The following is a 14,991-nucleotide window of genomic DNA, read 5'->3' as shown; positions in this document are numbered from 1 at the left end:
CTCGGCGTCCGGGCGTCCGGCCAGGCGCTCCGTCAGCGCTGAACCGGCTGCCGCCGGATCCGCTGTAGACGACGGGTCCGGTGCGCGGATCGCTGCGGTGGGGTACCCCGTGGACGCGAGCGGCTCCAGCCAATAGCGGCGGTGCTGGAAGGCATACGTCGCAGGTCGACCCGCCGTGCGCCGTAGGGTGCGAAGACCGGTTTCCAGCCTACCGGGAGGCCACGCACGTGTGCCTCGGCGAGCGAGGTCAGAAAGCGCACCGGGCCGTCCTCGTCCCGGCGCAGTGTGCCGAGAACGGACGCGTTCTCCCGGCCTGCCGCCTCCAGTGTCTGCTCGACCCCGTAGGTCAGGATCGGATGTGGGCTCACCTCGATGAATGCGCTGCTTCCGTGCTCGTGCAGTGCGCGGATGGTCGGCTCGAACAGCACGGTGTTGCGGAGGTTGCGATACCAGTACTCGGGGCCGAGACTCCGCCCTTCGACACGTCCGCCGGTCACCGTCGAGAAGAACGGGACCTCGGCGTGCTGCGGGCTGATCCCGGAGAGTGCGTCCACGATCCGTTCCCGCAGCTTTTCCACCTGCGGAGAATGCGAGGCGTAGTCGACATCGATGCGGCGCGCGTGCACCCCCTCCGCCGAGCACTGCGCGAGCAGGTCCTCGATAGGCTGCCGGTCACCGGAGAGCACCACCGTGTCGGGCCCGTTGACCGCGGCGATCGTCACTTCGGCGGCGATGCGCTCCAGTCGGGCCGCGGCCTGTTCCGCGGACAGCGCCAGCGTCATCATGGCACCCGCACCGGACAGGGCCGAGGCAAGGCGGCTGCGTAGGGCGACGATCCGGGCGGCGTCCTCGAGGGAGAGCGCACCGGCCACACACGCGGCGGCGATCTCCCCCTGGGAGTGCCCGACCACCACGGAGGGGTGCACCCCGTGGAAGCGCCACAGTTCGGCCAGGGACACCATCATCGAGAACAGCACCGGCTGGACGATGTCGGCCCGGTCGAGTGCGGGCGCGCCGGGCTCCCCCCGCAGCACGGCAGTGAGCGACCAGCCGACGTAGGGCGCCAGCGCCTTCTCGCACGCAGCGATGCGGTCGGCGAACACCGGCGCGGTGTCGAGCAGTCCCAGTGCCATCCCGGCCCACTGGGAGCCCTGTCCCGGGAAGACGAAGACCGCCCGCTCCCCCTCCCTCGCCTTCGCACGCGTGACCCCGGAGGCACGTTCTCCGGCGGCGACCGCTTGCAGACCTGCCAGGAATTCCTCTGTGCTGCGACCGATCACCACCGCGCGGTGCGCGAGGTCGGTCCGGCCGGTGGCCAGGCTGTGCCCGATGTCGGCCGCGTCCGTATCCGGTGCGGCCCGCACGTGCTCGTACAGCCGCAGCGCCTGGGCACGAAGCGCCTCCTCGCTGTGGCCGGACACCATCCACGGCAGGGCCGCGGCTCCGGCAGGCGCCGGGGGACTCCCACCTTCGGACGGGTCGGTGTCGGCGGGCGTCTCCTCCAGGATGGCGTGGGCGTTGGTCCCGCTCATACCGAATGAGGAGACCGCCGCCCGGCGCGGCCGACCGGTCTCGGGCCACGGTGCCGCCTCGGACAGCAGTTCCACCGATCCCGCCGACCAGTCCACGTGCGGAGTGGGCGCGTCGATGTGCAGGCTCCGCGGCAGGACGCCGTTGCGCAGGGCCAGCACCATTTTGATCACACCGCCGACTCCGGCGGCCGCACTGCTGTGCCCGATGTTGGACTTGAGCGAGCCGAGCCGCAGCGGCCGGTCGGCGGGGCGATCCCGCCCGTAGGTCTCCAAGATCGCCTGGGCCTCGATCGGGTCACCAAGGGTGGTGCCGGTGCCGTGCGCCTCCACCGCATCGACATCCTCGGGGCCGATCCGGGCATCAGCCAGCGCCTGGCGGATCACACGCTGCTGCGAGGAACCGTTCGGAGCGGTCAGGCCGCTGCTCCTGCCGTCCTGGTTGACCGCGCTGCCGCGGATCACCGCCAGGACCGGGTGGCCGTTGCGGCGGGCGTCGGAGAGGCGTTCGACCAGGAGCATCCCCACGCCCTCGGACCAACTGGTCCCGTCTGCCGCCGCGGCGAACGGCTTGCACCGGCCATCGGGTGCCAGACCGCGCTGCCGGCTGAAGGCGACGAACGGCCCGGGGTCGACCATCACGGTCACACCGCCGGCCAGCGCCAGGGAGCACTCATCGCGGCGCAGGGCCTGGCACGCGAGGTGGAGTGCGGTCAGGGACGAGGAACAGGCGGTGTCGACACTGACCGCGGGTCCTTCCAGCCCCAGGGTGTAGGACACCCGCCCGGCGGCGACGCTGGCGGCGTTGCCCGTCAGCAGGTAGGTCTCCATTCCCCCCTCAGCCTCGTGCATCCGGGGCCCGTAGTCCTGGGCCACTACCCCGACGAACACCCCCGTCTGGGAACCGGACAACGAAACCGGATCAATACCACCACGCTCAACCGCCTCCCACGACGTCTCCAACAACAACCGCTGCTGAGGATCCATCGCCACAGCCTCACGCGGACTCACACCAAAAAAATCCGCATCAAACTCCCCCGCCCCATAAAGAAACCCCCCCTCACGCGCATAACTCCTGCCCCCCACATCAGGATCAGCATCGAACAACCCCGCCAGATCCCACCCCCGATCGGCAGGAAACCCCGAAACCGTATCCACCTCCGCACACAACAACTCCCACAAACCCTCAGGAGAACCAACACCCCCCGGAAAACGACACCCCATCCCCACAACAGCAATCGGCTCGTGTTCCCTCTCGCTCATCTCGTGCACGCGGTTGCGCGCGTGGCGCAGATCGACGGTCATCTTCTTGAGGACGTCACGGAGTTTCTGCTCGTTGGTCATCTGTACCTTCGGGGCGGCTCGCCCGCTTCGGGCGGATGCCCCTTCCTCCGTTCTGCTGCGGGATGTCGTTGCCTGGCACCTGCCTCCGGGCGGCTGAGGACACACGGGTTCGGCCCTTGCGGAAGTGCGAGCAGTGCGACGGAGCTCAGGAGATCCCGAACTCCTCATCGATGTAGTCGAGAAGCTGGTCGTCCGTGGCGTGCGTGAGGTCGTCGGCCGTCTTGTAATGGTGGGTCGCGGGATCGTCGAATTCGGCCAGGACCTTGCGCATACGCTCCACCACTCTGTTCCGGGCGGCATCGCTCATGGCGGGGTCGGAGAGGGCGGCGTGCAGCTCGTCGAGTTCTGCCAGTGCACGTGCGGATGAGGATTCCGCTTCGATGTCGGTGATCTGGGTCGTGAGGTAGCCGGCGAGCGCGAACGGGGTGGGGTGGTCGAAGACCACAGTGGTCGGCAGCCGCAGGCCGGTGGCGACTTCCAACCGATGGCGGAGTTCGACCGCGGACAGTGATTCCACTCCCATTTCCATGAACCCGCGGCCGGCGGCGACCGCGCTCAGGTCGGAGTGGTCCAGTACCGCCGCGGTGTTCGTCCGGACCAGGTCCAGCAGTACGTGCTCCCGCTCGGCTTCGGACAGGCCGGTCAGGGTCTGCCGCAGGTCCGACGCGGCGGACGCGGGGTCATTGGACTGCGCCGGGACCGGCGCGAGGATGTCCTGAACCTCGGGAAGATCGTCGAGCAGCCGACAGCGCCGTACCGCGGTCCAGGCGACGGCGAACCGCTCCCAGTCCACATCGGCCATGGTCAGGAAGGCCTGCCTCTGACCCGCGGCCTGCAGCAGCGCCGTGAGCGCCGGATCCGGCGGCATCGGGGTCAGCCCTGATCGGTGCAGCAGCTTCGCCCTCGCCGGGTCGTCCTCAGCGGTGTCCTCCTCGCTCCACGGTCCCCACGCGACCGAGGTCGCCGCCATTCCCCGGGCCCTGCGGTGCTGGGCGAGCGCGTCCAGGGCCGCGTAGGCCGCGGCCTGACCCCCCTGGCCTTCGGCTCCGAAGACTCCCGCCATGGAGGAGAACAGCACGAACGCCGACAGGTCCAGGTGCTCGGTGAGTTCGTGGAGGTTGAGCGCACCGCCCACCCTCGCCCGCATCAGCCGGTCGAGGCGTTCGAGTGTGAGTGGGGAGAGGTCGCCGTCGTCACTCGTCCCAGCGGCGTGCACCACGCCTGTCAGTGGCTGGTCAACGCTGCCGGAAAGCGTGCCGAGCGCCCGTGCCAGCGCATTCCGGTCGGCAGGGTCGCAGTCGAGGAAGGTGACAGCGGCGCCCAGGCCGGCCACATCGGCGGCGAGCGTGCGCGCCCCCTCGGCCTCGGCTCCCCGGGGAACGACCAGTACGAGGTTTCTGGCGCCGTCGCGTGCCAGCCGGCGTGCGGTATGCGCACCCAGGGGTTCGGTCGCGCCGGTGATCAGCACGGCCCCCTCTGGCTGCCACGGCGTGCCGTTCATCGCCTGCGCGGCTCGGGCGATGCGGCGGTGGAACACCCCTGACGGCCGTACGGCCACCTGGTCTTCGCCGGCCGCGTTCGCGAGCACGCCTCCCAGCAGCCTCCGCGTCCGTCGATCGGGGGTGTCGGGAAGGTCGACCAGCCCGCCCCACCGCTCAGGGTGCTCTACGGCGATGACCTGCCCCAAGCCCCACACCTGTGCCTGCGCCGTGCCGGATCCTCGATCGGAATCGGTCACCCGCATCGCGGCACAGGTGGCGCACCACAACGGTGCCTCGACCTCGGCCTCGTCGAGGGCCTGGACCAGGGCCAGCGTCAAGGCGAGACCGCGCGGTGTCGACGGGCGCTCGGGGTGCGGGCTCTCCGCCAACGCCAGCAGCGACAGCACCCCGGTGGCCGCGTGGCCACCCGCCGAAGCGCTGCGGAGCGCGTCGTACACCTGCCCGGCGAGCGCATCATCGTCGACGTCGCCCAGCGTGATCTCTTTAACACGGGCGCCGTGCCTGGTCAGCACCGCGGCGCATCCCGCCACCCACGGGTGTCCGGCGTGTTCACGCGGAACCACGAGCACCATGTGCCGGACAGCGGTTGTTCGAGGGCAGGGGGCGCCTGCCGTCCGGGCTTCCACTCCATGGCGTACCCCCAGTCGGCCACCTGCGACCGCTCGTCAGATCGCCGATGCCAATCGGACAGCGCCCCGAGCGCCGTCTCCAGGGCCGGGCGCAGGTCCTCGCGATGGCCGCTGATCTGCGTGGCGGCCATCAGCGCATCGAGATCCCGGCGGTCGACGGCCTCCCAGAACCGCTGCTCCGCGGCGTCCCGCCCGCTCAGCGCCGGTTCCGGGGACGGTTCCGCCGGTACCAGCCAGTAGCGCCGGCGTTGGAACGGGTAGGTCGGCAGGTCCACGGTGCGGGCCGCGCGGAACAGGGGGGTCCAGTCGACCGGGACGCCGTGGACGAAGGCCCGCGCCAGCGCGTCGATCAGGGAGCTGGACTCTGAGCGGTCACGATGCAGGACGGGGATGAGCGCAGCGGCGCCGTCCGCTCCCTCCGGTCGGCCCGGCGCGGTCTCGGCCTGCTCGGCGAGGCAGTCATCGACCATCGGGGTGAGGACGGCGGCAGGGCCGAGTTCCACGAAGGTGCTGACCCCCTGGGCGTGGAGGCCGGTTATTCCGTCGCTGAAGCGAACGGTGTGCCGAACGTGCCGGACCCAGTACTGGGGATCCGTCGCTTCCTCCGCGGTGAGAGGCTGACCGGTGAGGTCGGATATGACGGGGATACGGGGGGCCTGGAAGGAGAGCTTCCCGCAGACGCGGTGGAAGTCGTCGAGCATCGGGGCCATGCGCGGCGAGTGGAAGGCGTGGCTGACCCGAAGGCGTTTGGTCCGGTTTCCCCGCGCCTCCCATTCGCGGGCGATCTCCGCAACGGCATCCGCGTCACCGGAGATCACGGTCGATGCGGGATCATTGACAGCGGCGACCGCGGCATGGTCGCCGCGCCCCTCCAGGGACGCCTGGACCTTGTCTTCGGGCGCCTGCACGGCGATCATCGCACCGCCGGGCGGCAGCTCCTGCATGAGCCGGCCCCGGGCTGCGACCATGGTGCAGGCGTCGGGCAGTGTCAGTACACCGGCGACGTGAGCGGCCGCGATCTCACCGATGGAATGCCCGAGCAGGACGTCGGGAGCCAGGTCGTGCTGCTCCAGCAGCCGGTAGAGCGCGACCTCCAGCGCGAACAGCGCGGGCTGAGCGAAGGCGGTCTGATCGAGCAGGTCCGCGTCTGGTGTGCCCGCCGGAGCGAACATGACCTCACGCAGTGGGCGGTCCAGATCGGGCTCGAAAAGCGCGCAGATCTCGTCGAGGGCGCCGGCGAAGACGGGGAAGGCCGCGTAGAGTTCCCGGCCCATCCCCGGACGCTGGCTGCCCTGACCAGTGAACAGGAAGGCGGTCCTGCCCGGCTGCGTACCGGGGCCTTGGACGGCACTGGGCGCGGATTCGCCCCTGGCCAGCGCTTCCAGGGCGAGGAGGTACTCCTCGCGATCGCGGGCGACCACCACCGCACGGTGTTCGAAGCGCGAACGTGTGGTCGCTAGCGAGTACCCGATGTCGGTCGTGTCCAGATCGGGACGATTCCGGACATGCTCCCGCAGCCCCAGGGCCTGGGCTCGCAGCGCCTGCTGGGTACGGCCCGAGAACGCCCACGGCACTGCGGGCACGGATCCGCCGCTCCGCTCCGGGGTATCGTCGTCCGTCTCGTGCTGGGGCGGGGTGCCGATGCGACCGGGGGCCGCCCCATCGCCGTCCTGCGCCTCCTCTTCGGGCGGCGCGCTCTCGACGATCATGTGGACGTTGGTGCCACTGATGCCGAATGAGGAGACCGCCGCCCGGCGCGGCAGGCCGGTCTCGGGCCACGGCGCCGCCTCGGACAGCAGCTCGACCGCACCGGAGGACCAGTCGATATGGGGTGAGGGCCGGCCGATGTGCAGGCTCCGCGGTAAGACGCCATTGCGCAGGGCCAGCACCATCTTGATGATCCCGCCCACCCCGGCGGCGGCCTGCGTGTGTCCGATGTTGGACTTGAGCGAGCCGAGCCGCAGCGGCCGGTCGGCGGGGCGATCCCGCCCGTAGGTCTCCAGGATCGCCTGGGCCTCGATCGGGTCACCAAGGGTGGTGCCGGTGCCATGCGCCTCCACCGCATCGACATCCTCGGGGCCGATCCGGGCATCGGCCAGCGCCTGGCGGATCACACGCTGCTGCGAGGAACCGTTCGGAGCGGTCAATCCGTTCGACGCGCCGTCATGGTTGACCGCACTGCCACGGATCACCGCCAGGATCGGGTGGCCGTTGCGGCGGGCGTCGGAGAGCCGCTCCAGCAGCAGGACGCCCGCGCCCTCTGAGAAGCCCGTGCCCTGCGCGTCCGCCGAGAAGGACCGGCACCGGCCATCCGGTGACAGCCCCTGTTGCCGCGAGAACTCGAGGAACAGCCCCGGGCTCGACATCACGGTCACACCGCCCGCCAACGCCAGAGTGCACTCCTGCCGCTGCAGTACCCGGCATGCCTGGTGTACGGCCGTCAGCGAGGACGAACACGCGGTGTCGACACTGACCGCGGGTCCTTCCAGCCCCAGGGTGTAGGACACCCGCCCGGCGGCGACGCTGGCGGCGTTGCCCGTCAGCAGGTAACCGCCGTGGTCGTCCCGCGTCTGGTGCATCCGTGGTCCGTAGTCCTGGGAGATCACCCCGACGAACACCCCCGTCTGGGAACCGGACAACGAAACCGGATCAATACCACCACGCTCAACCGCCTCCCACGACGTCTCCAACAACAACCGCTGCTGCGGATCCATCGCCACAGCCTCACGCGGACCCACACCAAAAAAACCCGCATCAAACTCCCCCGCCCCATAAAGAAACCCCCCCTCACGCGCATAACTCCTGCCCCCCACATCAGGATCAGCATCGAACAACCCCGCCAGATCCCACCCCCGATCAGCAGGAAACCCCGAAACCGCATCCACCTCCGCACACAACAACTCCCACAAACCCTCAGGAGAACCAACACCCCCCGGAAAACGACACCCCATCCCCACAACAGCAATCGGCTCCGGCGACGCTTCGATAAGTTGCTCATTCTGCTTGCGCAGGCGTTCGGTCTCCTTCAGAGACGAGCGCAGCGCCGTGACGAGTCGTTCGTGGTCCATCGTCATCTCAGTCTCCGCTGTCGGCGTCGTCGTTGTGCAAGGCGAGCTTCAGCAGGTCCTCGACCTCCATCTCGTCGATGGATTCGTCTTCGTCCGGTGGTTGCGCACGTCCCTTCTCGTCCGAGGAGTTGTCGGCGAGTTCCAGAAGCGCATCCAGCAGGCCCGCCTCCCGGAGCCGGTCCAGTGGGATGGAGTCCACGGTTCTGCGGAGCTCCTCCTCGTCGCGGGCGGGCTCGGTGCTCGCCGGCGGGCCGGGCAGGAGATCGTCCCGCAGTCGCGCGGCGAGCGCGGTCGGTGTCGGGTGGTCGAAGAGCAGTGTGGCGGGGAGCCGTAGACCGGTGGCCGCGCCAATGCGGTTGCGCAGTTCGACGGCAGTGAGTGAGTCGCATCCGTTCTCGACGAAGGAGCGGCCGGGCTGGACGCTTTCGGGGTCGCCATGGCCCAGGACGCGAGCGACATGGCCGCGGACCAGGTCCAGCAAGAAACGATCGCGGTCGGTTTCGGGCATGTCACCGAGTCGTTGGGCCAGGTCCGGTCGGTCGTCGTCGGCTCCGGTGGCCGATGTGTGCCGGCTGGGAAGGAGGTCGCGCAGCACGGAGGGCTGCGGACCGGGGTCCGCACTCAGGGCCGCCGCGTCCAGCCGCGCCGGGACCAGGAACGGGCGGCCGAGTACCAGAGCGGTGTCCAGCAGGGCCAGGCCGTGTTCGGCGGGCATGGGTGCGAAGCCGCCGCGCCGCATTCGGGCCAGATCGGCATCATCGAGATGGCTGATCATGCCGCTGGACGGTTCCCACAGCCCCCAGGCCAGCGATACAGCGGCCAGACCGTGTGCGTGGCGGTTGTGGGCCAGCGCGTCCAGGAAGGCGTTGGCCGCCGCGTAATTGCCTTGCCCTGCCCCGCCCACGATGCCCGCTGCCGAAGAGAACAGGACGAACGCCGACAGGTTCCGCTGCTCGGTGAGCTCGTGCAGGTTCAACGCCGCGTCCACCTTCGGGCGCAGGACCCGGTCGACCTGCTCTGCGGTCAACGAGAGGAGCGGGGCGTCGTCGAGGACCCCCGCGGCGTGCACGACCGCCGTCAGTGGGCGCCCTTCGGGAACTGAGGCCATGAGCTCGGCGAGTGCGTCGCGGTCGGCGGCATCGCACGCCTGCACCGACACTTGGGCGCCCAACCGGAGCAGTTCGTCCGCCAGCTCGGCCGCGCCGGGAGCATCGTGGCCGCGCCGGCCGGCCAGGAGCAGATGCCGGACGCCGTGTTCGGTCACGAGGTGCCGGGCGACCAGACCACCCAGCGTTCCGGTCCCGCCGGTGATCAGCACGGTGCCGTCGGGGTCGAGTGGCGGCGGCAGGGTCAGGACGATCTTGCCGACGTGGCGGGCCCGGCTGAGAAACCGGAGTGCCTCCGGCGCGTTGTGGACGCTCCACGTACGCAGCGGCGGCAGCGGCAGGTCGCCGCGCTCGACCAGTCCGAGCACCTCGGCCAGCATCTCCTCGACACGCTCCGGGTGGACGCTGGGGAGGTTGAACGCCTCGTAGCTCCTACCGGGGTACGTGGCGGCCACTTCACTGGGTTCGCGAATGTCGGTCTTGCCCATCTCGGCGAACCGGCCGCCCCGGGCCAGCAGACGCAGCGAGGCGTCCACGAACCGCCCGGACAGCGAGTTCAACACCACGTCCATCCCCCGGCCGCCGGTGGCGTGCAGGAACCGCTTCTCGAAGTCCAGGGACCGGGAGGAGGCGATGTGGTCGTCGTCCAGTCCCAAGGCCCGCAGCGAGTCCCACTTCGCGGGATGGGCGGTCGCGAAGACCTCCGCGCCCAGGTACCGGGCCAGTCGGACCGCGGTCATCCCCACACCGCCGGCGGCCGCGTGTACCAGCACCGTTTCGCCCGGCCGCAGCCCGGCCACGTCCACCAGGCCCTGATAGGCGGTCAGCGCAACGATCGGCAGCGACGCCGCCTGCGCGAACGACCACCCTGCCGGGATCCGCGCGATCGTGCGGCGATCGGCGACCGCGAGAGGACCGAACGCGCGGGAGAACAGCCCCATCACCTGGTCCCCGGGGGCCAGATCGCTGACCTGCGGCCCGACCTCGACGACCACGCCCGCGCCCTCACTGCCCATGGTGTCCTCGGTGGCGACCATGCCGAGCGCGACGACGATGTCCCGGAAGTTCACGCCGGCCGCGCGCACCGCGATCCGCACCTGGCCGGGCGCGAGAGGGGCGGTCGCCTCCGGGCAGGGCAGCAGTGCCAGGTTCTCCAGAGTCCCCCCGCTCGTGACGTCCAGTCGCCAGGCCGAGCAGTCCGGCGGAGGCAGCAGGACCCCGTCCGCGGCGACCCGGGCCACGCGCGGGGCGTAGGGGATACCGTGCCGCAGCGCCAACTGCTGCTCTTCCGAGGCCAGCACCGCCCGCAGCACACGGTGGGACTCCTCCGCACCGTCGATGTCGAGCAGGACGAACCGGCCGGGGTGCTCCGCCTGGGCCGAGCGAACCAGTCCCCACACCAGCGTCTGCGCCGGGTCGGTCACCTCCTCCCCGTCCGATGCCGACACCGCCCCCCGAGTCACCACGATCAGCCGCGAGGAGGCGAAGCGGTCATCGGACAACCACTCCTTGACCAGGGCCAGTCCGCGGTGCGCGGCCGCGTGCGCGGCCGCCGCGCCATCGGCGGCGGGATCGGACGGGCACGCGGCGAGCACCGCATCGGGGACAGGTGCTCCCGCATCGATCGCCGTGTCCAGTGACACCAGATCCGGGTAGGTGTTCGCCGCTCCCACCGCAACGCCGACGGCGCCCACCGCGGCCCACCGATCCGTCCTCGCCTCGGGCGGTACGGGCACCTGGACCCAGTCCGGTTCGAACAGTGAGTCCTCGATCGCGGAACCGTGGCCGGCGCGCGACCGCTGGGATGCTTCGGGTTGCATCACCAATCTGTCGACCGACATCACCGGGGTGTCCGCGGTATCGGTCACCATCAGTGCCACACCGTCGGGACCGGCCGGGGACAACCGCACACGCACAGTTGACGCACCCACCGCGTGGAGGGACACCCCGGCCCAGGAGAACGGCAACCGGATCCCGGTGTCGGCGGCGGACGGACCCGCCGACAGCACGTGCAGCGCGGTGTCGATCAGCGCCGGATGCGCGCCGAACGCTGCGGCGTCGGCCCGGACCTCCTCGGCCAGGGTCACCTCAGCGAAGAGGTCGGTACCGCGCCGCCACGCGGCCCGCAGTCCGCGGAAGGCGGGGCCGTAGGAGTAACCGCGCTCGGCGAGTTCCGCATAGACGCCGTCCACGTCGACCGGTACCGCCCCGGTGGGCGGCCAGGCGCCGATGCCCGGCGTCGGTTCCTGCTTCGTACTGCTCAGCACACCGGTGGCATTCCGCAGCCACGGCTCGCCCTCCTGATCGGCCGGGCGAGAGTACACGGTCACGGACCGCTGACCGGACTCCTCCTCAGCGCCCATGATGACCTGCAGTTGCACACCCTCCTGCTCCGGCAGGGCCAGTGGGGCCTCCAGGACCAACTCGTCCAGCCGGTCGCAGCCGACCTGAGCACCGGCCCAGGTGGCCAACTCGACGAACCCTGTTCCGGGAAACAGAACAGCGCCGGATACGGCATGGTCCGCGAGCCAGGGATGCGTCCGTATCGACAGCCGGCCGGTCAACAGGGTGCTGTTGTCCCCGGCCAGTTCGACGGCGGCGCCCAGAAGCGGATGCCCGGCGGGTGCCAAACCAAGGGAGCCCGCATCGCCCGCGCTGCCGGGAGGGGGCAGCCGGTGGCGCTTGCGCTGGAAGGCGTAGGTCGGCAGATCGACCAAGTCGGCTTCGTGGCCTGCATAGACCGCCCCCCAGTCGAGCGCGGCCCCGTGGACGTGCGCCTGCGCGGCCGAACGCAGTAGCCGCGCCCAGCCGCATTCGCCACGGCACGGCGATCCCACCGCGGCACCTGTACCGCCGGCGGCGTCGAGAGTTTCGATGATCCCATCGGTGAGAACAGGGCTCGGGCCGACCTCGACGAAAATTCCGTGGCCGTCGTCGATGAGGGCACGTGTGACCTGCTCGAACCGCACGGTGCTGCTGAGATTGCCGTACCAGTACTCGGCGTCCATACGCGCGGCGCTGTCGAGGCGTGCGCCGGTGACCGTCGAGTAGAGGGGGGTGGCCGGCGCCGCGGGGGTGACGTCGCCGAGCTCGCCGAGGAACCACTCCCGTACGGCCTCCATCTCGGGAGTATGGGCCGCGTGGTCCGCGTCGGTTCTGTGTGCGTCGATTCCCTCGGCTCGGTATTCGGCGACCAGCTCTTCCAGGGCACCCGGTTCGCCGGCGACAACGCAGGACATGGGACCGTTGACGGCCGCGAGATGCAGGCGGCCGCCGCGGAGCGCGGCGTGCCGGTTCACCCGTTCGGCGGGAAGGCGCACGGAGGCCATCGCACCCCTGTCCGCCGCTGAGGCGACCGCCCGTCCGTACACCGCGACGACTGCGGCGGCATCCTCGCGCGACAGGGCGCCGGCCACGTAGGCCGCCGCGATCTCGCCCCCCGCGCAGCCGGTCACGGCCGCCGGTTCGACACCAAGCGAGCGCCACACCGCCGCCAGCGACACCATGGTCGCCCACAGCACGGGATGGGCGATGTCCGGGTTTTCCACCGGAGGAGCCTCTGGGACCCCTCGCACGACGTCGTTCAGCGACCAGCCGATGTGCGGGGCGAGGGCGTCGGCGCACGCCGCCATCTCCTGGCGGAACACTGGGGAGGAGTCGAGGAGTTCGGTGGCCATACCTGTCCACTGCGACTCCTGGCCGGGGAAGACGAACACGACCGCGCCCGCGGCGCGCGCACTGCCGCGGAGTACGTTGGGCGCAGCGGCGCCCCGGGACAGTGCGGTCAGGCCCTGGAGCAGGCCGGCGCGGTCGTCGGCGAGGACGGCGGCACGCTCGTCGAAGAGCGAACGGGTGGTGGCCAAGGAGAGTCCGACGTCCACCGCACGGATTCCCGGATCGTTCTCAACGGCATCGTGGAGCCGTGCGGCCTGTGCACGCAGTGCGTTCCCGGTTCGGGCCGAGACGGGTAGCACCAGCGGGGACCGCGTTGCCGGGGCGGACATACCTGCGCGGTCGCCCGGCCGCGCGCCTGCGCGCTCGGCAGCCGGCGACTCGGCCAGCACGAGATGACAGTTGGTCCCGCCCCCCATGCCGAAGGACGCGACCCCGGCGAGCAGCGGACGCCCGGTTTCGGGCCAGGAGCCTAGATCGCGCTGTATCCGCAGACCTGGTTCCGGCGGCGGAATCCGCGGATCGAGGACCGCGGAACCGGAGCTCGGGGGAAGCTCTCGGTGCGCGATGCTCAGGGCCGTCTTGAGCAGTCCCGCGATCCCCGCGGCCCCTTCCAGGTGTCCCACGTTGGTCTGGGCCGATCCGACCGGCAACGGCGAATCCGCGGGACGGCCTCGTCCCAGTACGGCACCCAAAGCGGCGGCTTCGGCGGGATCGCCGTCTCTTGTCCCGGCGCCGTGGAGTTCGACGTAGGCGAGGTCGGCAGGGGCGATCCCGGCCTGTTCGCAGGCCCGCCGAAGGACGTCCTCCTGACCTCGCCGATCAGGCGCGGTCCGCTCTTCGGAGATACCGTCGTTGTTCACCGCGCCGCCCCGGATCACGCATATGACCCGGTCGCCGTCTGCCAGCGCCTGCGGCAGGGGTTTCAGCGCCACCGCCCCGCCGCCTTCACCGCGGACATAGCCGTTGGCACGGGAATCGAGGGTGGAGCAGCGTCCGTCCGGGGCGAGTGCGCCGAACTTCACCGCCCGCATCGTCGACTCGGCGGTGATGTTCAGGCTCACTCCGCCGGCGATGGCTGTCGTGCACTCGCCGCGCCGCAGGCTTTCGCATGCCATGTGCACAGCGACGAGTGAGGAGGACTGCCCCGAATCCACAGTGAGGCCGGGCCCTTGCAGGCCGAGGGTGGCGGAGACCCGGTTGGCGATGGAACCGCGGTTCAGCTTCGTCAGGTTGTGCGGGGCGATGGCTTCAGCCCCATACTCCTGGCGGAGGGCCGCGTAGTCGTCTGCGACGGCTCCGATGAACACGCCGGTCCGCGTCCCGCGGAGGTCGGCCGCGACGATGCGCGCGTTCTCCAGTACCTCCCAGCTCAATTCGAGCATGAGCCGCTGCTGGGGGCCCATGGCGGCGGCTTCTCCCGGTGAAATGCCGAAAAAGTCCGCGTCGAAGCGGTCGGCGTCGTTGAGCAAACCGCCCGCAAAAACGCCTGGCCCGGTGCTTGAGCCCGTGTCCCACCTGCCATGGGGAACCTCCGTGACGGCGCTTGTCCCGTCACGCAGGAGTTTCCAGAAAGCGTCGGGGTCAGCTGCTTTCGGAAGGCGGCAGGATAATCCGATTACCGCGACGGCGTCGGCCGCTTCGACCCCCACTCCGGACATTTTGGAAAAATGCTCACTAGGCATTATTTCCCTCATTCCATTTGCTCACGGCGCCGCAGTGCTTCTCCCTTGGACCCTGCATCCGTTTCCGCTCCGATTAATCCGACAACCAGGGACTCGCTGGTATGCATCATGGCCGCAATGCAGCCGAGACGGGTATGTCTAATCAGAATGAGGTGGCGTGACACGTTTCCGTTCTTGCGTCGAAGCGTTACTCGGGGGGTGATCGAAAATGCCGTGTTGCCCGGATGACACAGTCGATGATTTATGGCTTATGTCACACAAGACGCGATATAGTCCTCATAGGGTAAGTGTCTTCGCGAGCGTAACTCTCGTCCCCATACCTGGGCAATGGACACTTTTGTTTCGGGCATGCAGTTATGCCCTACAACCTGACAAATATTGTCGAGTTCTGAGAAAACGCAAAGAAGCGCTGTTGGTTTCCCGGGAAACCACCGCGACGCGCGCTGCACTGCCCAG

General features: G+C 69.9%; 4 protein-coding genes. All 4 read right to left on the bottom strand.

All coding sequences use genetic code 11. The features are described from left to right. Nucleotides 1-32: 32 nt before the first annotated feature. The 4 genes from VS93_RS27610 to VS93_RS03540 all read right to left on the bottom strand — a co-directional run bounded on the left by VS93_RS27610 (nt 33) and on the right by VS93_RS03540 (nt 14,511). Nucleotides 33-2,873 (bottom strand): type I polyketide synthase, encoded by a 2,841-nt coding sequence (locus VS93_RS27610; protein ID WP_394298786.1) that lies wholly within the window; start codon nt 2,871-2,873, stop codon nt 33-35. A 145-nt stretch (nt 2,874-3,018) separates the two neighbouring features. Continuing rightward, nucleotides 3,019-4,887 carry a type I polyketide synthase gene (locus VS93_RS29990; RefSeq protein WP_173434248.1) on the bottom strand — a complete coding sequence of 623 codons (1,869 nt, stop codon included), beginning with the start codon at nt 4,885-4,887 and terminating at the stop codon, nt 3,019-3,021. Then, the gene (locus VS93_RS29985; RefSeq protein WP_338022668.1) at nt 4,881-8,072 is read right to left on the bottom strand and encodes a type I polyketide synthase; all 3,192 of its coding nucleotides are present in this window, start codon (nt 8,070-8,072) and stop codon (nt 4,881-4,883) included. Before VS93_RS29985 ends, VS93_RS29990 begins: the two co-directional genes overlap by 7 nt. Before the next feature lie 7 nt (nt 8,073-8,079). After that, nucleotides 8,080-14,511 (bottom strand): type I polyketide synthase, encoded by a 6,432-nt coding sequence (locus VS93_RS03540; RefSeq protein WP_201776547.1) that lies wholly within the window; start codon nt 14,509-14,511, stop codon nt 8,080-8,082. Nucleotides 14,512-14,991: the final 480 nt, after the last annotated feature.

Origin of the sequence: Allosalinactinospora lopnorensis, from assembly GCF_000981225.1 — a bacterium.
GTDB classification, from domain to species: domain Bacteria; phylum Actinomycetota; class Actinomycetes; order Streptosporangiales; family Streptosporangiaceae; genus Allosalinactinospora; species Allosalinactinospora lopnorensis.
The sequence above is the reverse complement of the archived record's forward strand: the minus strand, read 5'-3'. Positions and strand labels throughout refer to the sequence as shown.

Excerpts from the sequence above, each read along its gene's own strand:
- VS93_RS29985 (WP_338022668.1), bottom strand. The coding sequence starts at position 8,072 with ATGGACCACGAACGACTCGTCACGGCGCTGCGCTCGTCTCTGAAGGAG.
- VS93_RS27610 (WP_394298786.1), bottom strand. The coding sequence starts at position 2,873 with ATGACCAACGAGCAGAAACTCCGTGACGTCCTCAAGAAGATGACCGTC.
- VS93_RS03540 (WP_201776547.1), bottom strand. The coding sequence starts at position 14,511 with ATGTCCGGAGTGGGGGTCGAAGCGGCCGACGCCGTCGCGGTAATCGGA.